This window comes from Nevskia soli (genome assembly GCF_903970205.1).
GTDB lineage: Bacteria > Acidobacteriota > Terriglobia > Bryobacterales > Bryobacteraceae > Bog-113.
The window spans coordinates 1-21,283 of the sequence record NZ_CAJCHS010000441.1; the positions used below are offsets into that span (position 1 = coordinate 1).

Genomic DNA, 21,283 nt, shown 5'->3' on the forward strand with positions numbered 1-21,283 from the left:
TTACTCCTGTTGAAGGAGCAAAGGGATCTATACTTCCGAATGCTTCCTCTCGTAAGGCTTCCGCAGATACTTCCCCACCTCATCCTGCGCGCCTTGCGTATTGTCGTGCGTGCGCCGCGCCTGCTCATACTCATTCACCGCACGGTCGCGCTGGCCGGTGATGTCGAAGATCTTGCCAAGACTGATATGCGCCCACACTTCCACCCACTTCGGCTCCAGATCGCCATTCAACGCTTCGCGGAACTCGTTCGCGGCCGATTGGAAATTGTTCTGCAAAAAGTAAACTTCCGCCACGCGATAATGCGCGAGCGAGTTATGCGTCTTGGTTTCTAGCGCCTTCTGATACTCTTTGAGCGCGTCGGTAAACTCGCTGATCTCGGCAAACTGCTCGCCGCGGCGAATCGCAACCGCAACTCGTACGTCGGGACTTAGTTTCAGCAGCTTCTGGCCGGGGTCGATCGTAACGGTCTTGGGTTTACCGAAGGTATCGACCGAGAACTCCGAGGAGGTTCCGGATACTTCGATCAACTTATCTTCCGGGTTACCTTCGGTCTCGATCCGGAGGTCGACCGGCATGCGGAAAGTATCCAGATCCTGCGAGATCTTACCGACGACGCGGAAGCCTTTCTGCGTGCGGAAGACAGTGTATTCAAGCTTGAAATCGGGCGCGCCGCTCGATTCGATCCACTCGATGAAGAACCATTTCAGATCCTGATTGGAGACCTTTTCAGCGGTCTGGCGCAGATCGGCGGTATCCACCGAGCGCCAGTAGAAGGCTTCAAGGAACGCCTTCAACGTCTTATAGAAGGTCTCGTCGGTTAGAACGGTGCGCAGCATCTGGTAAACTGCCGCGCCTTTATCGCCGGTGAGCGCCCAGAACTCCGGCGAGTAATCCTCCATGCGGGCGGACTGGATCAGCGGCACGTTATCGACCGTGAGCGCCTCGGTGGAAGTCTCTTTCATCAGACCTTCGGCGCCGGCGGCGCCCTTTTCGTGCTCGGTCCAGAGCGCCTCAGAGTAGACGGCTAATCCGTTAGTGAGCCAGAGGTGATTGCGGTTAGTAGGTGAAATCGCAACACCCCACCATTGCCGCGCAACCTGATTGGCCAGAAGGCGAGAGTTTACTTCCTTACCTATGCCGCGAGGACTTAAGAACATTAGCCCAGGCGCGGAGTAACCGTTCGGCGAGCCTTCTTCCGTTTCGATCACGGTGAGGTTGCCGTACGCGACCTGGCCATAGAGACCGCTGAAGTAATTGATCATCTTACCGATCTCGTCGCCATAGGAGTTGGCCACGTCGTGCTCGGGCCCGCGAAAGTAGAGATCGGTGCGGATACCTTCCGAACTGTTCTTGACCGGAGCTTCTTTGACCACCGCTATTGAGCCCGGGAAAGACTCCTTAGTGAAGTGGTAAGTAAACAGGCCGTCGGAACCGGCTCCGGCGCCGCTGGCGATCACGTTGAAACCGGCGGGAACCCGGATGTTCATGTCAGCCGAAAAGCGGTCAGTCGTATAGCCGACGACGGGGAACCAGCGCGCCGGATACATCAGGTACGCGTAGTCTGGATGGATCGCGGCGAACTTGAGGCCGAAGACGGGCGAATCTTCCTGACCGCTGAGGCGGCCGTCATATTCGAACGTGAGCGCGTGCTTGCTGCCGGGCGCCTGCGCGTCCACGGGAACGCGCACCGTGAAGTCGTTCTGCGTGCGGCTGGGTTGCATCGCGCGGCCGTGCTCGTCGGTCACTTTCGAGATCGTCAGCGCGTTGTTCAGTTCGAACGCGGCGACGTTAATGGAGTCGCCCACCGGCGTGTAGTCCACGGTGACCTGCGCTTTAATCGACTGGGTTTCAGGGTTAATTTCCGCGTTGATTACGTAGTGCTTGGCGTCGATCTGCGGTTTGCGCTCCTGCGCGTAAGAGGGCAGCGGCAGAAGGGCGGCAAGCCCGGCGGCAAGCGCGATTACAGCGGTAAGACTCGTCGATGGGTTACGCCTCGGCACTGGCACGTTCTCCTTCAAGCTTCCAGATTTCTTCAGCGGCGCGGCTGATGGGATCTTCCGAACCACTGAGGGCGGCTCGCACCTCGGCCAAATCGCGGCGCATCTCTTCGCGGCGCAGCGGATCGCTCAGCAGGCGTCCAGCCTCGGCGGCGATGCGTTCGCCCGTCATCTCTCCTTGCATTAGTTCCGGCACAATCTTGCGCCCGGCGATCAAGTTGACCATGCAATAGAACGGCACGCGGACAAGCAGCTTACCGACGATCCAGCTGCCCCAGGTAACCCGATAGAAGGTTACCATCGGGGCTCCCAGCAGAGCGGCCTCGACCGTAACGGTGCCGCTGGCGGCGAGAGCGAGATCGGAATAAGCGAGCGCGTCCCAAGCCTGTCCTTCCAATACTTGGATGGACGCTGCCGTTTTTCGTTCCCCAAAAATGAGGCCGTTGAAAAATTCCGCGCCGGTTGTGGCGGAGGCGGGCAGGACGAACACCGCGCCGTAGTCGCGGGTGAGGCGTTCGGCGGCGTCCAGCAGAGCCGGCAGGTGCCGACGCGCTTCGCCGCGCCTGCTTCCGGGCAGCAGGGCGATTACGGGCGTATTCGGTGGGATTCGATTCGCCTCGAAAAACGCGGCGCGCGTGGTGGATGGCTTAATCCGGCGGGTAAGCGGGTGGCCGATGTAAACCGCTGGAACGCCGTTGTCATTGAAGAATCTCTCTTCGAACGGGAAGATGCAGAGCAGGCGCGTCAACACGCGGCGCATCAACGGAAGCCGGTCTTTGCGCCACGCCCAAACCTGCGGAGCGACCAGGTAGACAACCGGGATACCGGCGCGATGCAGATGGCGCGCGACGCGCAGATGAAAGTCAGGCGAGTCGGTCAGGATCGCGAGATCGGGGCGCTCGCGATCGACCGCCGCGAGCAGTTTCCGGTATTCGCGCCAGATGCGCGGCAGGTGGCCGATGACTTCGAAAATCCCGACGACGGCGAGCGATTCCGAACGGATGGTGGCGCGGACGCCCGAGCGGCGAAGATGCGGACCGGCGCAGCCGAAGAAATCCAGTTCAGGATTCTGTTCCCGAAGCCGGTCCACGAGTAAGGCGGCATAGGAATCGCCCGAAGCTTCGCCAGCTGAGATGAGTACTTTTAGCACGGCGAATCGGCTCACCTTGCGCGAAAGGTAGAACTAACTTTCAGGTTAACATACGGCGCGCTGAGGCCTTTTTGTTACAATCACTTACACACCATAATGCCGAGTCCCCGCATTCCTGAGGACGATCTTACGCCAGTCGATCGGTTGCCCAAATTGCTCGAAGGGGCGATGACTCCCTTGAGCGAGGGAGTCTCCTACTATATACAGCCGCCCTCGGTGGACGATGACATGAAGGAGTTTCTTCATGAGCCGGCGGGGGCGGTCCCGCCAAGTGTTTGGGCACGGATTGCGCCGGTGCGTCTGGTGCTGGTTCCCTATCTGGCGCGCAACGGGGCGGGCGCGGCAGTTAGCTTCCGCGAACCTGTCTTGCAGAACCGTCTGCGGTCGGCCTATCTGACCGACGGCGCGACATTGATCTGTCTGGGCGTTAAAGGCGAGGACCCGTCAGAGTATCATCAGGTCTTCTTCAGTACGATCGCGCATCTGCTTAGCCGTAAACTGGAAATCGCGACTATCGATAAGTATGCGGCCTTGTTAGCGGCTGAATCGAAGGAACATGTTCACGGCGAGGTGAACGAAGAAAGCTGGCAGTTGAAACAGGGTCTTCCTTCGACGAAGGGCAACGGCAGCGGACCCAATGTGAAGTCGAAGCTGTTCCGCGAGTACGCGACGCAATCGTTTGCGGATACGATGACGCTGTATATGCATGGGATCTGTTGCGATATCGATGTGGAGACGGGTCCGCGTCAGGTGCCGAGCCGGTGGTTGCGGAAAAGGTTGGAGGCTTTGTACGAAATGTTTCCGCCGCCGAATGGGCGGCCGGTGCTGCCGGAACATTTATCGCGAAGATAGGAGCTTGGGAGTTATCCCGAAAAACACCGCTCACGAACGTGCGCGGCTCTGTACACACAATACGTTGCAGAGCCGCGACGGTGACGGAGCGGTTACTACCGGGTACAGTAGGTACTACCCGTCGACAATCTCAGCAGCCGCAATTCTCGTGGAAGGTCAGGGCACCTGATAGGGAACCGATTGCGTTGCGCTTCCGACTAACGCTCCAGTGAAGCGCGGTCCCACTTAGCGAGCTTAGCCCCGGCCTCATAGGTACTCTGAAGGAAGCTCATGAGCGCGTCATCCGGCGACTGCTCGGCGCGAAGATCGTCGTACTTTAGTATGTACTCGCCAAGCTCCGGGTTGTAAGCAGCCGAGGGCGGCTGGATTCGTTCAGATTCCATGCCCGGGGGCACAGGTGCCGCATAGCAATAGAACGCCGCTTCGCCGAAGCCGCCGTTTCCCGGCCAGAAGCCCGCGCTGATTACTTCGTGGGAGTAAGCTTCACGCATAACCCGGTCTGCCCCTTCTTTGGGCGGTGCGCGACGTCCGGAAAAACGGGTTACCGCGAGGTCGAAACTACCCCAGAAGAAATGGACAGGACTGATCTTTCCAATGAACCGCGACGAGAATTCCTGGAAGACGCGGTCCGCGCTCATAAGAACCCGCCAGAAGCGATGGGCGGCTTCCGGATCATAGGAGGAGTGTTCATGGTCCTCGGCAAATGGGATCGGAGCCTTGAGTTCGACCGGCACGGGATAAAGATGAACCGATACTCCCAGCGCGCTTAGGCTGCGCCGGTATTCGGTGAAGAAATCTGCTACCGATTGCGGACGTAGAGGCGTGGACATAACGGCGCCCGAGCTGAGCCGGAAGCGCAAGTCGTGACTTACGAAGTCGAATTCGATTTCGAGGAACTCGCCCTCGTAAGGCATCGCGGAAGTACTCAAGCCGCGGGCGCTGACGTATAACGGCACGTTCCACCAATGCGCCTGCAGCGGGCTGAGCGCAAGGCGCGTCTTGCCGACAATCTGAGTCCACATGTGGAGGGTTTCAGCGGTTCGCTGCCAGTCCGTCCACTTCAATTCAGGCCAGTTGCCGGGTTCGGATTTCGATTTGGAAAGCGTCATTTCACTTCACATGCTAGTCGAAGTGTAAATTTATTCGGCGTTCCTGTGGCGCCGCCACATCAAGATGTTGTACGCTTATGTGGGATGGTTACAGGAGAACGGAATGGCGCAATCGAGGCTCGACTTATTGCAAGGAACGCTCGATCTGATGGTGCTGCAAACGCTGGCCGCCCTGGGTTCGCTGCACGGATACGGCATCGCCCGGCGGATTGAACAGGTCAGCGGCGATCAGATCCTGCTGAACCAGGGAACCATCTACGCGTCGCTCGTGCGGCTGCAACAACGCGGCTGGATCGCGGCCGAGTGGGGAATATCCGACAACAACCGCAAGGCGAAGTTCTACTCCATCACGAAGAATGGCCGCAAGCAATTGGCGAAAGACGCGGCCCATTGGGAACGGCTCTCGAATGTGATGGGGCGAGTGATGGCGATGTCAAGAAGGGGGTAAGTGAAAATGAAGTCGCTTCGGCAGACATTGAATCGGATCCGCGCGTTCTTCCATAAAGAGCCGCTCGATCAGGATTTGGACGCGGAAATGGCCGCGCACCTGAGCTTCGCGATTGAAGAAAATGTCCGTCGCGGCATGACGCCGGAGGAGGCTCGCCGCCGGGCTCTGGTGCGTCTCGGCGGACTGGAGCAGTCGAAGGAGCAACATCGCGATGCGCGCGGCATTCCTGCCCTTGACGTCTTGGTACAGGATGCGCGTTATGCGTTGCGCACGCTGCGAAAGGATCGCGTTTTCACGGCAGTCGCCATCCTGATTCTCGGATTGGGGATCGGCGCAAACGTAACGGTCTTCAGCGTTGTAAACACGATCCTGCTCCGGCCTTTGCCGTTTAAAGATCCGCCACGGCTTGCCTGGCTTTCCGCGAACCATGGCAAGGGCGATCTTTCCTCAGTTACGTTCACAGTCGCCGCGTACCAGGAGTTTCAGCGCTATAACAAGTCGTTCGAGGAACTGACGGGTTATCAGACGTTTTTCAATTCGATGTCTTATAAGTTGACTGGCCGAGGCGAACCTCAGTCTGTTTTCGGGATAGAGGTGGCGGAGAACTTCTTCCCCATGTTAGGAGTACAGCCGGTGGTCGGGCGAAATTTCTCGCGCGTCGAGTGCGAGAAAGGCGGCCGGCCTGTGGCGCTGCTGAGTTATCCGTATTGGAAGCGCCAGTTCGCCGCGAGTCCGTCTATTGTCGGTCAGACGATCGCGATAAATAACCAGGCGGTAACCGTCATCGGAGTCCTGCCGGAATCCTTCGATTTCGGTTCCGTATTCTCGCCGGGGTTAAAAGTCGATCTCTATGTTCCCGCCGTCATGGACTTCTGGAAGACCTGGGGGAATACCTTCGCCGTTGTTGGGCGCCTGAAACCGGGAGTCACGGTAGCTCAGGCACAGGCGGAATCGAACATTCTGTTTCCGCGATTCCTGAAAGCGCACCCGGATTGGTATGAGGACTATTCGCCTAAGATCACGACGCTCGCGGATTTTGTAAGTGGCAAGCTTCGCCGGTCGCTGATCGTACTCTGGTGCGCCGTAGGATTGATCCTGCTGATCGTCTGCGTTAATCTTTCCAACTTACTGCTAGCGCGTTCCGCCGCGCGGACGAAAGAATTCGCAATGCGGAGCGCGCTGGGCGCCGGCCGCAGCCGGATTATCCGCCAGCTTCTGACCGAATGCCTGATCCTGTGCTTCGCCGGCGCGGCGCTGGGCGTCTGCATGGCTTTCGGCGCTACCTTGTATCTGGCCCACCAGGGATCGCTTGCGCTACCGCTGCTCAGTAGTATCAAGGTGGACGGAACCGCGCTTGCCTGGACCGTCCTGATTGCAGTTTCCGCAGCTCTAATCTGCGGTCTGGTCCCGGCGTTCAAGGTAACCAGCGGCAACTTACAAGAGTCGCTGAAGGATAGCGGCGCGGGGATGAGCCAGGGCAGGAAGCATGAGGGACTTCGCGGCGCTCTGGTTATCTCCGAGGTCGCTCTGGCCTGTGTGCTTTTGATCGGCGCCGGTTTGCTGCTGCGCAGTTTTCTGCGATTGCTCGATGTCGACCTGGGGTTCGAGCCAAGCCATGCCGCCGCTCTAAAAGTGGATTTCGACGACGGCGGGAATGCGGGCAAACGCGGGGCTATCTTGCATGAGATTCTAGATCGAGTAAGTAATCTACCGGGGGTCGAGGCGGCCGGGATCGCGGACATGCTTCCGCTCGATCGAAATCGCAGTTGGGACCTTCAGGCTAAAGGAAGAGTTTACCGTCCCGGCGAACTGAACGGCATCCTTGTGTATGTTGTTACTCCAGGCTACTTCCGCGCCATGGGCATGCGTTTGCAAGAAGGACGCGACTTCAGCTGGAGCGACGCGCCGCTTAAAGACGACAATAAAGCCGCGAAAGACGAGGGAGTCGTCGTGATCAATCAGGCGGCGGCGCGCTTCCACTGGCCGGGGAAGGATGCGCTCGGAAGGTTGGCGATTATCAATGGCAACGATCGACGCGTGATCGGTATACTCTCGGACGTTCGCCAGAGCAGCGTAGAAGAAGCGTCCAGTCCTCAGATGTACTTACCAGTGACGCAGGCAAGTCCGGAGGGCGCGGACCTGGTGATCCGTACGCAGCTTCCGCCCGATACTTTGCGTTCGAGCGTCATGGCGACTCTGCGGTCAATGAACCCGGGGCAACCCGCGGAACAGTTTCGCCCTATCCAGCAGATAGTCGATCACGCGATCTCCCCGCGGCGTTTCTTTGTCCTGCTGGTGAGCTTATTCGCGGCGTTGGGTCTGATATTGGCGTCGCTCGGGATTTACGGAGTAATCTCGTACTCGGTGACCCGTCAGACGCAGGAGATCGGGATCCGGATGGCGTTGGGCGCAAGTCAGGGGCGCGTACAGATGGGAGTGATTGGAAGAACTCTGGGACTATCGCTGGCCGGGATTGCCGCCGGAACCGTAGCTTCCTTTGGCGTCGTCAAGCTAATTCGTTCGCTGTTATTCGCGACAGCGCCTACCGATCCAGCTACGTTCATCGCGATGATCCTGCTGCTGGGCGTTGTGGCCCTGTGTGCAGGATACATTCCAGCGCGGCGGGCCTCACGCATCGATCCCATCGTGGCTCTACGGACTAACTGAAACCGCTTGAGTCCACATGTGTTGGGCAATCTTCCACTTACCATCCGGCTGACGCTTTAGAACCATTAGATAGCTGCCGCGGGAATTGATCTTCGCGCCGGTAGCTCTCGTGGTAAGTACTTCTTCGAAATCGCCGCTGTCATATGCAAGTTTCCCCGAAACATCTGCCGCGGCGCTCTTGAAATGAATGTCGCTGTTGAAGGTCTTCATTACCGTGCGGAACAGCGTCCGGATTTCAGCCTTACCCGTCGCGCGCTTGCCATCCGGCTCAAAGAAAATCGCATCGTCGGTGTATAAGTCCATCGCTTTCTCTAATTGCTTGTCGTGGAGGTACCGCCGCCAGGAATCCTCAAGGTTTTGAATGTCGTTCGGCTGCGCCCGCACCGGACCGGCAAGCCCAGCAATCGATACGACGAGGAGAAGCAGGCCGCGGAGACGCAACTGGCTTTTGGTGCGCATGGACTTCATCCAGAATACGCTCGTACTGTATTCTTTTAATCGGAAATGGAGAGACGACGGATCTGGATTGCGATAGGTATCTTCGCGGCCGTCATTGTCATCGCGCTCGCCGCGATCGGAACATTGGTCATCCATCGCGCCGGGCCGATTTTGAAGAGCCGGATAACCCAAACGCTGAGCGCGCGATTCAACAGCCGTGTGGAGTTGGATGGGCTGAACGTTTCCGTGTTGCGGGGTCTCGAGGTCGCCGGCGACGGTCTGAGGATCTATCCTACCGACGACGTTGTCGCTGCTGGTGCCACCCGTCCTCTGATAGCTATCGAGCACTTCACCTTTCGTTCAGGGGTGTTCGGTTTATTCGTGCGGCCCCTGCATGTGGGTACGGTTACCGTTAATGCCCTCGAGATCCATATTCCTCCCCGGCAGGAGCGCGAAAAGCCCGCGAATGGCGGCGAGAAACATAGAGGCGCCATATCGGTTGTGGTCGATGAGATTGTTTGCACGAACTCGCGGTTGATCATCGATACCGTTAACCCCAAGAAGGATCCGAAGGACTTCGAGTTGAGACGGATCACACTCCGCGATGTCGGCCCGAACGCGCCCTGGCAATACGATGCGACGCTCGTCAACGCGATCCCCCGCGGCGATATCCAAGCTCGCGGCACTTTCGGGCCTTGGAATACGAACGATCCCGGCGATTCGTCGATAACCGGAACCTATACCTTCGGGCACGCCGAACTGAATACGATCAAAGGCATTGGCGGGTTGCTTTCCTCGACCGGTAACTTCAAAGGTCAACTCAACAGAATTGAGGTCGATGGAACGACGGAGACGCCCGATTTCTCACTCGATACGGCGCACCATCCGATGCCTCTTCATACGCAGTTTCATGCGATCGTCGACGGCACTACCGGAGACACCTACTTACAACCGGTAAACGCAAAGCTGCGTAATTCGAGCTTCACAACGAGCGGAGCAGTTATCAACATTAAAGGAGAGGGGCACTTAATCGACGTGGATCTCGATGTTCCCGCCGCTCACCTGGAGGATTTCCTGGACCTCGCGGTAAATACGCGGCCTGCCGTTGTTACCGGCATCATAGGCACGAAAACTAAGCTGCGGATAAGTCCCGGCAAAGAAAGCGTTCCTCAAAAACTAAGCTTCAATGGCGAGTTCACGCTGCGGAACATGCACTTCAGCAACCGCCAGGTGCAGGAAAAGGTGGACATGCTCAGCGAGCGCGCCCAGGGCCGTCCGGAGGAGGCCCATGCCGGCGCGGAGGTTGTGCCGTCGCAGATGACGGGAACATTCTCGATGGACCGGGGAGTGATTCACTTCGCCGATCTAAGGTATAGGTTACCCGGCGCGCGCGTCAATCTGACGGGAGTCTATTCTTTGGACGGGGAACAGTTCGACTTCCGGGGAAAAATACTGACTGACGCGACTCTTTCCCAGATGGTTCGGTCGCCGGTCTTGTCCGGCTTACTAAAGATAGTCTCGCCTTTCTTCAAGAAACCTTATGCCGGCGCCGAGATTCCGGTGAGTATCAGCGGGACCCGGTCGGAGCCGCACTTCGGCCTCGATCTCTTGCGGAAGCGATGAGTACCCAGCCCCCTAACCTATGGCATTTTCGCCGTGTCGTCGAACGCGAGAGTAACTTTGACCGTCTCTCCAGCCGTTCCCTTGATAGGTTCCGGCTGCCCTGGAGTCTTACTGTAAAGCCCGAGTGCAGAGCCCGACGGCGGAGGCCCGGAGGCGGCATCCCAGCTGCCGGTAGGATCGAAAACGCAACTGACATAGGCCGGGATGGTTTTCACGTCGGTGAACGTCACGGTTCCCGTCTTTGAATCGGCGGGTTGAAGCGACACCGGCATCGTGCCGCCGCCTTGCATAAAGTCGGGCGAATCCCACAGCGCGACATAGATCTTATGTTTGTCGTCGACGGTTCCCGAACCCGTATAGTTGAGCTGGACCTGGATGGTGGGTCCCGCTTTCTTGTCTTGCGGGAACGCCTGGCTGCTCGCAAAAAGCAGACCGATCGCAAGCGATCCAACAATAGAGCGTCGTGTTTGCATGGTAAACCTCTAACGAAGAATGTAAACGGTTTTCAGACTATCACGCAAAAGGAAATGTGGGCGGAATTGATAGTAGCCGGGGTATCTTTGGCGTCGTTCCCCAGGCTGAGCCCGAGCGAAAGCGAGTGGTCCAATGCCGGTGCGGCGTCATCGCCCTCGCCCCGCAAATTTGCGTTTCAATCCCCGCATGATGCGCTCGCTCCAACTGCCGAACGGGTTGTCGGTCGTGAGATAAGTCCACGTCGCGCCCCGCTGCGCCGGATCGATGCCGTTAGTCAACGCTTCCTCTAACCGACGGGCAATCTCACCCGGGATCGCGGCTTCCAGGTTCTGGAAAAGCACGTCCACCCCCGTGAGGTACTCGTGCAAGGGATCGCGTCCACCCCACGCCGTCCACTGGATACCTTCACGAAGTTCGGTAACTTCGGCCAGATGCTCGGCCCAAAGATCATCGATCGTGGTCAGCGCAACCAGGCGCTCCGTCTCCGACCCACACTCGACTTCTCCGGTCAAGATAGCCTGACGCTGCCGCGCAATCCTTTGGCGCTGCCCTTCAATCACGCCTTCGTACTTATGCAGGAACTTGCGCGCGTCCAGATTCTGACCCTCTACCAAGCGCTGGATACTCTCCGGATCGTGCGCAACCTTCGCATTCTCGGCGGCATACTTCACCAGCAGCGGGTCTTCGAGCGAGACAAAGAAACGCGAACTCCCGGGGTCGCCCTGACGCCCCGCGCGACCGCGGAGCTGATTATCGATGCGGCGGCTCTCATGCCGGTTCGTGCCGATTACATATAAGCCGCCCAACGCCGCGACACCCTCGCCGAGCTTGATGTCGGTGCCGCGCCCCGCCATGTTGGTCGAGATAGTAACCGCGCTACGCTGTCCCGCGTTAGCGATGATCGCCGCTTCCTGCTCCTCATTGCGGGCATTCAGCACGGCATGCGGGGTGTCGCCGAGCAGGCTGCTGAGCCGCTCCGATTCTTCCACGCTGGCCGTTCCCACCAGAACCGGGCGGCCGCTCGCGTGTGCTGCCGCGATCTCCCGAACAAGAGCCTGTTCCTTCTCCGCTTTCGTGCGGAACAGCGAATCCGGATGATCCACGCGGATCATGGGCCGGTTGGTTGGAATCACTACGACATCGAGGTTGTAGAGCGCGCGCAGTTCTTCCGCTTGCGTGGCCGCCGTGCCGGTCATCCCGCACACGCGCGGATACAGGGCAATCAGGTTCTGCAGTGTGATCGAGCCCAGCACCCTGCCCTGCGCCTGCGGTGCGAGTCCTTCTTTAGCTTCAATCGCGGCGTGGAGACCCGCCGGCCAGCGGCGATCCTGCGCGATGCGTCCTTTGAACTCGTCGACGGATTCCACCGCGCCGTTCTTCACCACATAATCGACATCGCGGTGCAACAGCGCCCGCGCGTGCAGCGAATCCTGTACGGCGGTGTGCTTCTCGAAGTTCTCCGGGTCGAACAGATTGCCGCAGCCCAGCGCGGTTTCGACGGCATGGATACCGGTGTCGGTGAGCGTGACGTTGCGGCCATATTCTTCGATCCGGTAATGATGATGGGGGTGCAGCGTGCGCGTGATGCGGTCCGCCTTACACGCGAGCGATTCGGAGTCCGGATCGCCGCCGGCAATCACCAGCGGGATGCGCGCTTCATCGATCAAGATGGAGTCGGCTTCATCGATCACCGCAACCGAGAACGGCCGGTGAACTTGATCGGCCGGATACAGCGCCATCTGATCGCGCAGAAAGTCGAAGCCGATTTCATTGGCTGTCGCGTAAGTGATGTCACACGCGTAGGCATGGCGGCGCTCGGCTGCGCTCATGCCTTGCTGGATGACTCCGACCGACAGACCGAAGAACTCGTAGATGCCGCCCATCCATTTCGCGTCGCGCCGGGCGAGGTAATCGTTCACGGTCATCACGTGAACGCCGGGCTCGTTGCTCGAAGTGTTTCGTGCAAACCAGATGACGGCGGGCACCGCGGTGAGCGTCTTGCCTTCGCCGGTCTGCATCTCGGCGATCCGGGCCGCCGTCAGAGCGAGCGCGCCCTGCACTTGAACATCGAAGAGATCGAGCCCCAGCAAGCGCGATGCAACCACTGCGGTCACCGCCATCACCTCGTCGATCTCCTTCGCCTCCGTAGCGATGGTTTTCAGTTCGCGATCCGGGAGGCCCGCTAATTCATCGCGCCGCTTTTTGATCGCAGAGACCGCGGATTTTGCTGGACCCGCAAATAGTGAATCGAAGAATCGCCGCACTAAAGTCCCAAACTCACTGCTCCCGCACCGCCATCATCGGATCGATCGACGCCGCCCGGCGTGCCGGGAAGAAACTCGCCGCCGCCGCGCTCGCGCCGAGCAGCATCGCCGTTATCAGCAGAATTCTCGGATCGCGCGCATTGCCTGCCACCCAACCCTGCAGCATGCGGTTCAGCAGTACGCTGCATCCCGCGCCCACCAAAAGCCCGACCGCTACGCTCTTTGCGGTGGACGCAAACACGAGCGTCAGGACATGTCCCCGGCGCGCGCCCAGCGACATACGAATGCCGATTTCACTGGTCCGTTGCGCCACCGTGTACGAAACCACGCTATAGAGTCCTACCGCCGCCAGAACGAGCGCGAGTAACGAAAATCCACCAAAAAGAACGGCAATCAGCCGCTGCTGGGCCCATTCCGGCTGGGTCGTAATCCATTGATCCAGGCTGCGCACGTGGCTGGACACTTGCTGGTCTCCATTGACCGCCAGCACCTGTGCGCGAACGCTGCGCAGCGATTGCAGCGGCGGAGTCCGGGTGCGAACCAGAAGCTCGGTGTACATCCGCATGTTCACGGTATACGGGAGATAAATCGCCGGCCGGATCGCGTTGCGCAATCCATCGTTGCGTGTATCTCGCACAACGCCAATCACATGGAACCAGCTATCGCTATCCGGGAGTGTCACAGAGTAGTAAATCGTGTCACCCTTCAACATCGGTAATCGGACCTGGCGGCCAACCGCGTCACCGTTCGGCCAATATTGGCGGGCCATCGTCTGGTTAATGACCGCCACATGATCGCCGCGGGCGGCAGCGGCTCCATCCCACAAGCGCCCTTGCTCGACGGGAATGTGGAGGACATCGAAGTATTCGGTACTGACAAAGTTCGCTCGTAACTCCTGCGCCTCATGGGACGACCGCCCCCGAATCTCGAACTTTGTCTCCCATCCGTTGTTCGGCGGCGTTGCGCTGGACGAGATCCCCACCGAGACTACTTCCGGAAGAGTAGAGATCCGTTGGCGCAGCTGCTCGAAGTACGTCGAGCGCTGCGCCCACGTCGAGTAAGTGTTTTCGTGAATCGGTATTCCCACGGACATCACGTTGTGTGGGTCGTATCCCAAATTCGTATGCATCAGCCGGAGAAAGCCTTCGACTGCGGCACCGGCCGTTGTCAGCAACACGACGGTCAGCGCAATTTGACCCGCTATCAGCGCGGCATTCATCCGTTTGCCCTGGACTCCGCCCGAAGCTTTGCGCGTGTTGGTCTGAATCACTTCGGCGATGTCCGGCCGTGATAGCGAAAGCGCGGGGGAGAGGCCGAAGACAACGCTGGTCAGCACCGCGAGCGCGATGCTGAAGAAGAGGACGGGCAGATTCAGTGCGATCGCCGCTTCTTTTGGGAAGGAGCCCTCGGGGAGCCACGCCGCGATCCACGCCACCGTCTGATAAGCCAGCACGACTCCGAGCATTGCTCCGCCCAGTGACAGCACCAGTGATTCAATTAGCAGCTGCGAAACCAGCCGTACTCTTCCGGCGCCAATCGCGGCGCGCACTGCAAACTCGTGGCTCCGCGCCATCCCGCGCGCCAGCAGCAGGATCGACACGTTGGCGCATCCGATCAGCAGCAGCAGCGTGACCGCACCGAGGAGCAGCGAGAGCGTCTTGCCCACGCGCTGCACGAAGAAATCGTTCAGACCTTGGACCGTCACTTTGAAGTGCTCAGGAAAGCGACCCGGCTGTTGTCTGGCGAATTGTTCCAGCAGCGGCTGCAGCGCTGCGTCCGCCGCCGCGCGCGAAACGCCCGGTTTCAGCCGGATGCTCGGGAAATACGCGGCGTTGGTATCGGAGGTTAGTTTCAGCGGAAGATAAACATCCGCGCCGTCATCGGGCCCCCACGTGAACCGCGGCGGCATGACACCGATCACCACGTAGCTCTTGTGAACCAGTTCCAGGTTTCGTCCGGCCACGTTGCGGTCGCCGCCGAAATGCCGCTGCCAGAACTTGTAACCGAGAACGACCACGGGCTCTGGATCGCGTCCGCTCGGCGCGTCCGCCGGACCGAATTCGCGGCCCAGCAGGGCGGGTACGCCAAAGTGCTGGAAGGCGTTCGGAGTCAGATAAACTCCCATGACATCGTCGGGAAGGTCTTCACCTGTCGTGGTGAGGCTCCAATCGATCTGACCGGTCACGCTTTCCACGCCCGGCGCCATCCGCACCTGCTCGATCTGGGGACCGGTCAGCCCTGGCCACCGGTCGTGCCCGGCTTTATCTTTCAGGATCAAGTGCACCAGGCGCTCGGGATTCTTATACGGGTACGGATCGATCAGCACCCCGTATACGACGCTGAAAACTGCGGTCGTGGCCCCGATGCCGAGGGCGATTGAGAGCAGTGCGGTCAGCGTAAATCCCGGGCTCTTAATTAGTTGCCGAATCGCGAACCGGAAATCCGGCAGGGTGGAAAGCCAGGAACTCATTCGAGTCACACTCCTCTTCTATCATCTCGATGAGCGCCGGCGTTGCGCTGCGGGAATACCTACCGGCGTAAGCTGAGGCAATGAGCACCACAACGACCTTGCGACGTTCGATGAGGACTGCAGGACTGCTGTGGACGCGTAAGAGGCTCTCGCCGCGATTTCGTAAGAACCTTAAGCATCCGTCTCCGCGTTGACACCGGTTCGATGACTCTAGCTCGGGGTCACCGCACTCTAGATCGCGCCAGTAGCATCGTTCTTACTGCAGCATAGATGCGCTCGATCGCCGCTCGCCGATACGCCCACTTGTCATCCGGTTCCGGCGGGTTGACCACCATCGCGGCATTGGCTTCGAACAACAGGATCTCGCCGTTTGCATTCAGCCCGAAGTCGATGCCCGCATAATCGAGACCCAGGCGCTTCTGAATCTCGCGAAGTGCCGTCATCGCCTTCGCGCCAAGAACCGATGCCATGCCTTCGAGGAACTCCGCGTCTTCGGCCCGATGCTCGGCATTGTCCGTCATTTCCGCCGTGAAGTAGTGGATTTTCCAGGCGGCGGAAATTGCCAGATGCAGCGGGTATAGCTCGCCATCGATCATCATCACGCGATACTTGCGCGATTTGCCGTCGGCTCCGCGCGCGTCCAGGTAGCGCATCACCGTCAGCTCGTCGCCTGGAAGTTCGTTCAGCGCTGGCGGCAGCCCGGCGATGGTCTCCACACGAACGAAATGCAGACCCGTGTGGAACCCAGGACTGCGGATCAGCAGCGGAAACTCGAACCCGTGACGCTTCAGGACGTTGACGGCATCCGTCCCCTCGATGAGCGATCGGGGCAGCGTTTCTGCGCCGGGCGTGACGACGCCCGGAATATCGGCCAGGCGCCGCGCGTTATCGCTGCGTCCTGTCGCGCCCACTGCCGAGGGAGCATTGATGACGGGCGCTCGAGTCAAGGCAAGCAGAGACCGGGCGGCACTGAGGGCCGAAGCCGCCAGGTCCGCATCGCCGATTGCATTGATCACGAGCCGGTGCAGTGGCAGCGCGTTCGCGAAATCGAAATACTCCACGAAAACGATGTGGGTCTCGAACACCCGATCGTCCAGGAAATTGCGCATCGCAACGTTCCCGCCGGCCGCTGCGGCCAGCAAAAGCACGGATATCGGCGGACGCCTGCCGCGGTATGGCAAAGTCACAATCGGGCGGCTCTCGAACCCGCGTCGCCAGTGTTCCGCGGCGCCAACCGAATCACCCTCATCGGCGAGGATGCAGCCGAGACCCTGGTGCGCCGCCGCGTGATCCGGCTTCAGGCGCAGCGCCCTTTCGTAATGTGCGCGCGCGGCCGCGCCATCGCCGTTTTCGCGCAGCGCATTCGCCAGATTGACCAGGCTCAGCGGATCGTCCGGATGCTGCGCCGCGGCTCGGGCATAGGCGGTCCTCGCGGCCGTGCGGTATCCGGTTTCATACAGCAGCATGCCGAGGTTGTTCAGCGCCAGACGATGTGAAGGGTCGCGCCCGAGGATCTCAAGATACGCGTCTCTTGCCTCCACGGTCCGCCCGACTTCGGCTAAAAGCCGCGCGCGTTCGATGTCGCCGACGGCTTGCGAGCCCTGAAGTAGCGATTCGCGCAGCTTGCGCGGCGCCCACACTTCTGCGAGCGCGTTCGTCTGGGAGTTTCCGTCCGCATGCGCCGTAAGCCGCCGTCCCGTGGCAAGCACCCGGTCGACCAGAATATCGATCTCAGCCGCGGTTGTCCGATGATTCACGATGGCAGCGCGAATCGCCAGCACGCCTTCGATGAGAGTCGTTGACGGGGCGACCTCGCCGGCCTCCTGGAGTTCTACGGCGATCCGCGCGTTCACGCGATCTGACTCGCTCCCTACCCGATACCGGAAACAAACAATGTTGAGTTCCACCGGCGCGAGAAGCTCAAGTTCCGGCGAGTGCCCGATGCGGTCGGCCAGATAGCGCGCCAGGCGGCACGTCTCCGCAATCACGCGTCCTATCGCATCCGTTCCGTAGACCTTCAACGTGAACCACGTTTTCAGCGCGCGGAAACCACGCGAGAGATCCGGTCCGAAATCGCAGGGCCACGGTGAACCTCCGGCAAGCCCCGCTGCCTCGCGGCGGAGGTAAGCAGCCGACATCGCGAATGCCTTTCGGTGCAGCACGCCATCGCGAACCAGGATGAAGCCGGCGTCATAAGGCACTTGCACCCACTTATGGAAATCGAACGCCAGCGAATCCGCGCGCTCGATGCCGCGCAGGCGAGGCGCGATCTCCGGCGCCAGTATGGCGAGCGCGCCAAACGCCCCGTCGACATGGAACCAGAGATTCTCTCTGCGCGACAGATCGGCCAGCGCATTCAGATCGTCGATCGCCCCCGTGTCCACAGTGCCCGCTGTTCCGACTGCCAGGAACGGCGTGAATCCGGCGCGGCGATCCGCCTCAATCGCACCGGCGAAGCCCGCGACATCAGGCAGTAGCCGAAGCGCCTCGGCGCCGATTCCCGCAATATCCATCGCGCGCCCAACCGACGCGTGAACCGAACGCAATGCGTAGGCTGTCAGCTTGCGGCCTGCGTCTTGAAACACATCGCGCGCGATCACCACGCCGATGAGATTCGCGATCGACGTTCCGGTCACGAACAGTCCCGTAGCACTCTCGGGAAATCCGAAAATCGACTGCATCCAGCGCACGATTTGCCGTTCCACTTCAATCGGGATATGGTCGCGGCCCCCGCAGTTCGCGTTGATTGCCGCAGCCAGCATCTCAGCCAGCATCCCGACCGGCGTTCCCCCGCCGTGAACCCATCCCATGAACCCGGGATGCGTGTTGCCGGTAGCGTAAGGCAGTATGTCTTTCAGGAACCGCCGGTGAACCTCGCCGAGACTCGACCCTTCATACGGGACAGGCTCTCGAAAGTGCGCCCGCGCGTCCGCCGGGACCGGCTGCCAGACCGGCCGCTCGCGAATGTGCTGGATGTAGTTGAGAGCGTCGTCGAGCATCTCGTGCGCCTGCTGCCGGAACGGCGTCCAGTCCACAGGATCGAGCGAAGTTTCCGCCGACATGCGTGACTCCATTCTCCTCCTGCACCCGAGGCCGTAACCCGCTTGACAGACTGTACACTCTAGGTGTACAGTCGAATCGATGGCCGGGCAACCCAAGATTCGGTTCGATCCCCTATCCGGCGTACCCGCCGTCCGCCAGATCGCTGAAGGCATCCGGGTGCTGCTGGTGAACCGCGATCTGACTGTCGGCGATACGCTGCCGTCCATCCGGCGGCTGGCCATCGAACTAGGCGTTCACTTCAACACGGTCGCGGATGCTTACCGCGAACTGGCTGGCGAGGGATGGCTCGATTTGCAGCACGGGCGCGGCGCGGTGGTGCTGGAACGATCGACCCCGAAGATGACGGGTCAGGACTGGCTGGAGGATTTCCGCAGCAAGCTTCGAAATTTAGTCGCGCAGATGCGCGCGGACGGTGCGCCCGGCGACCAAATCGCCGCCGAACTGCGCGACATGGCAAAGGTGATTGCACGATGACCGCACAAATGATGAAACTACTTCTCAGTTCGATAACTCTCTTTTTCGGCGCGATTATTTTCGCGATTCCCAATCTGTCCCGGCGGAACCTGCTATTTGCAGTGCCGGTGACTCCCGCCTTTCGCGCGAGCGCTGCGGCGCGCCGCTCGGTTGCCGCATTCCGTCGGGTGGTGGGCGCGGTCACGCTTGCCGGCGCAGCGGCGTGCTTCGTGGTCCCTGAATCGTGGCTCGAAGTGATGACCGGCGCAACTCCGATTGCAATCCTTCTGGCGTGCAGCTTCAGCTACGTCCGGCAACATCGGACGCTGCTGCCTTTTGCCGCGCCTAACGCGACAGCGCGCTATCGCGAAGCAAACCTCACCACCGCGCCCGATCGCCTGCCGCGCTTCGTATGGATGGCGGCGGCCCCTCTCGCAGTTCTCGCTGCGGCCGCCGCGGACCTCTACGCCAACTGGTCCCGCATCCCGGAGCGGTTCCCGACGCACTGGGGAATCGATGGGCGCCCCAACCAATGGTCGGTCCGGACGCCGCACGATGTTTACGCGCCGTTGCTGTTCGGTTTTTTCCTGTGCGCCTGGCTGTTGGTTCTGGCGCTGGCCTGCTGGTTCGGCGCCCGGCGCTCCAAGTGGCGCAAGATGACTCTCGGCATTCTGGTAGCGGCCCAATGCATGATGGGTTTGCTCCTCGCCCTGACTGCGGTGCAACCTCTGTATGCCATCCCGATGTGGATCATTGTGGTGGTTCCCGTCGGCTTCGTCGTTCCGGTCGTGTGGATCGCCGCGCGGCACACCATGCAACCGTCGGAGCCGCTCGAAGCGACTCCCGACAATTGCTGGAAGGGCGGCCTGCTCTACTACAATCCGGACGACGCGGCCCTGTTCGTAGAGAAGCGGACTGGCCTGGGCTACACGATCAATTTCGGCAACCACTGGTCGTGGGCTTTGATGGGCGGCCTGGTGCTGGTCATCGGTTCGGTGTGGCTGGTTTAGATAGACGCGAATTCGGTAAACGCTGCGCTGAAGGATTTGCTCAGGTTTCACCGTGGGGAAGAAAGTTCAGCGGTATGGTCGTGGTTCGAAGGTTGCCAAAGAGGCGTCTTCCCGCTTCGACATGTTCAGGTTTGGGTCTCACACCGGGGCGGGATAACGCCAGTTCGTACCCGGTGCCCTCACGATCAACCATCACGAGGCACTTAGACTTTTTATAAAACGCCATCGCACCACCCATGAGCTCGATGATTTTTGAAAGGAGTTCCGCTCGATCAATGTTCTTCGCAGCTCCGACCACATACACCCAATCGGGCATCGAGTCGAAACGAACTGCTCTGAAAGTGAATCCCCGATCGACTTCCCCAAGACGTTCGATCGTGCCGTGAAATACGCGGCCAAGCTCAGAGCGCTCCCGCAATCGAAGGTCGGATAGTTCCGCCTGCACCTCGAGGTAATTCTGTCTTCGGTCAGGCGGATCGTACGCCCGGAGTAAAGGATCGGGAACGCCTTCGGCGTAGTTCGGAAGCCTTGTCGCGAGTTCATCGGCGACGTATTCCATCAAATGCGCGTATTGATCCGCCTCGAACTTTCGTTCCAAAGCGCTGTTCAGTCGTTCCTTATCGGCTGCAACGGCGAGGCGAGCGTCATTGATCCCGCTGCACCCTACGAATGAGCCCTCGTTGAGGAGATAGAAACTGAACAGCGCTTCCTCACCGCCGATCTGCCTCAGATCGGCAGCGGACAGTGAACGCCGCGCGGACAAATAATCGGTCAGTTCCGGGATACTCCGAAGCAGAATCGCCAGATTTAGAAGATCGTTGAGCGCGAGATAACTGATGGGGATCCCATAGTGATCGAGCGGTAACTCGCCCGCAATTGGGTTGAGATCCACTGGTCGTCGAACTTCCAGAGCCACGATGGCATGTCGAATCGGCGGCAAACCGTCCTGAAATTCGACGCGCCCTTGCCGGGGATGGTCGCACCAAACGGGAAAATTCCGGCTGCGTGTGAAGGCTCGGCGCAGTTGAGACCACCCTTCTTTCGCCTGTTTTCGAGCCCAAAGGTCAATTTTCTGGCCCGTTCTGGCCGTGGGATTCTCTTGGAATTTCTGTTCGATCAGAATGCCGGTCCCGCGGTGAAAGATTAGAAAATCCGCCACCTGCTCGGATTTTCCCCGTTCCGTTGTTTGAACATCCCGGAACACAAACTCAGCAAAGAACGGAAGCGAGAGGAAATCCTCTACGTAGCGCTCTGCCCATTCTGT

General features: G+C 59.8%; 15 protein-coding genes and 1 pseudogene. 6 read left to right on the forward strand and 10 right to left on the reverse strand.

Going from position 1 to position 21,283, the window contains the following annotated elements:
- Positions 1-27 precede the first annotated feature (27 nt).
- Positions 28-2,001 carry a M1 family aminopeptidase gene (locus H1Y01_RS18850; RefSeq protein ID WP_219341694.1) on the reverse strand — a complete coding sequence of 658 codons (1,974 nt, stop codon included), beginning with the start codon at positions 1,999-2,001 and terminating at the stop codon, positions 28-30.
- Complete coding sequence (gene lpxB / locus H1Y01_RS18855) at positions 1,988-3,148, reverse strand: lipid-A-disaccharide synthase (protein ID WP_180542318.1); 1,161 nt, start codon at positions 3,146-3,148, stop codon at positions 1,988-1,990. The genes H1Y01_RS18850 and lpxB overlap by 14 nt, the downstream gene beginning before the upstream one ends.
- Positions 3,149-3,244: 96 nt before the next feature.
- Between lpxB and H1Y01_RS18860 the strand changes: the two genes are divergently transcribed.
- Positions 3,245-4,000: a hypothetical protein gene (locus tag H1Y01_RS18860; RefSeq protein WP_180542321.1), complete on the forward strand. Its 756-nt coding sequence runs from the start codon at positions 3,245-3,247 to the stop codon at positions 3,998-4,000.
- A 197-nt stretch (positions 4,001-4,197) separates the two neighbouring features.
- Here H1Y01_RS18860 and H1Y01_RS18865 read toward each other — a convergent pair whose 3' ends face one another.
- Positions 4,198-5,109 carry a DUF5996 family protein gene (locus H1Y01_RS18865; RefSeq protein ID WP_180542323.1) on the reverse strand — a complete coding sequence of 304 codons (912 nt, stop codon included), beginning with the start codon at positions 5,107-5,109 and terminating at the stop codon, positions 4,198-4,200.
- A gap of 103 nt (positions 5,110-5,212) precedes the next feature.
- Here H1Y01_RS18865 and H1Y01_RS18870 point away from each other — a divergent pair, with 103 nt between their 5' ends.
- Together H1Y01_RS18870 and H1Y01_RS18875 are read left to right on the forward strand one after the other, a co-directional pair.
- On the forward strand, positions 5,213-5,557 hold the full coding sequence (locus H1Y01_RS18870; protein WP_180542325.1) for a PadR family transcriptional regulator: 345 nt from the start codon (positions 5,213-5,215) through the stop codon (positions 5,555-5,557).
- A 6-nt stretch (positions 5,558-5,563) separates the two neighbouring features.
- Positions 5,564-8,224, forward strand: coding sequence for an ABC transporter permease (locus H1Y01_RS18875; protein ID WP_180542327.1), 2,661 nt, complete (start codon positions 5,564-5,566; stop codon positions 8,222-8,224).
- Here H1Y01_RS18875 and H1Y01_RS18880 read toward each other — a convergent pair.
- Positions 8,210-8,692, reverse strand: coding sequence for a YybH family protein (locus H1Y01_RS18880; protein WP_219341695.1), 483 nt, complete (start codon positions 8,690-8,692; stop codon positions 8,210-8,212). The two genes, H1Y01_RS18875 and H1Y01_RS18880, sit on opposite strands and share 15 nt — an antisense overlap.
- Positions 8,693-8,728: 36 nt before the next feature.
- Here H1Y01_RS18880 and H1Y01_RS18885 point away from each other — a divergent pair, with 36 nt between their 5' ends.
- Complete coding sequence (locus H1Y01_RS18885) at positions 8,729-10,285, forward strand: AsmA-like C-terminal region-containing protein (RefSeq protein WP_180542331.1); 1,557 nt, start codon at positions 8,729-8,731, stop codon at positions 10,283-10,285.
- 17 nt (positions 10,286-10,302) lie between these two features.
- On the opposite strand, the gene H1Y01_RS18890 is transcribed toward H1Y01_RS18885, so the two are convergent.
- The 5 genes and pseudogenes from H1Y01_RS18890 to H1Y01_RS20195 all read right to left on the reverse strand — a co-directional run.
- Positions 10,303-10,758, reverse strand: coding sequence for a hypothetical protein (locus tag H1Y01_RS18890; RefSeq protein WP_180542333.1), 456 nt, complete (start codon positions 10,756-10,758; stop codon positions 10,303-10,305).
- A 147-nt stretch (positions 10,759-10,905) separates the two neighbouring features.
- Complete coding sequence (locus tag H1Y01_RS18895) at positions 10,906-13,023, reverse strand: accessory Sec system translocase SecA2 (RefSeq protein ID WP_180542335.1); 2,118 nt, start codon at positions 13,021-13,023, stop codon at positions 10,906-10,908.
- A 13-nt stretch (positions 13,024-13,036) separates the two neighbouring features.
- On the reverse strand, positions 13,037-15,493 hold the full coding sequence (locus H1Y01_RS18900) for an ABC transporter permease (RefSeq protein WP_180542337.1): 2,457 nt from the start codon (positions 15,491-15,493) through the stop codon (positions 13,037-13,039).
- Positions 15,494-15,714: 221 nt separating this feature from the next.
- Positions 15,715-17,133 carry a tetratricopeptide repeat protein gene (locus tag H1Y01_RS20190; RefSeq protein WP_437179973.1) on the reverse strand — a complete coding sequence of 473 codons (1,419 nt, stop codon included), beginning with the start codon at positions 17,131-17,133 and terminating at the stop codon, positions 15,715-15,717.
- Positions 17,122-18,555: pseudogene (locus H1Y01_RS20195) on the reverse strand (pyridoxal phosphate-dependent decarboxylase family protein); the annotation flags it as partial. The pseudogene H1Y01_RS20195 and the gene H1Y01_RS20190, both read right to left, overlap by 12 nt.
- A gap of 79 nt (positions 18,556-18,634) precedes the next feature.
- Here H1Y01_RS20195 and H1Y01_RS18910 point away from each other — a divergent pair.
- The gene (locus H1Y01_RS18910; RefSeq protein ID WP_180542341.1) at positions 18,635-19,030 is read left to right on the forward strand and encodes a GntR family transcriptional regulator; all 396 of its coding nucleotides are present in this window, start codon (positions 18,635-18,637) and stop codon (positions 19,028-19,030) included.
- 8 nt (positions 19,031-19,038) lie between these two features.
- Positions 19,039-20,019: a DUF5808 domain-containing protein gene (locus H1Y01_RS18915; protein WP_180542342.1), complete on the forward strand. Its 981-nt coding sequence runs from the start codon at positions 19,039-19,041 to the stop codon at positions 20,017-20,019.
- Between the two features lie 40 nt (positions 20,020-20,059).
- On the opposite strand, the gene H1Y01_RS18920 is transcribed toward H1Y01_RS18915, so the two are convergent.
- The gene (locus H1Y01_RS18920) at positions 20,060-21,178 is read right to left on the reverse strand and encodes a hypothetical protein (protein WP_180542344.1); all 1,119 of its coding nucleotides are present in this window, start codon (positions 21,176-21,178) and stop codon (positions 20,060-20,062) included.
- Positions 21,179-21,283: the final 105 nt, after the last annotated feature.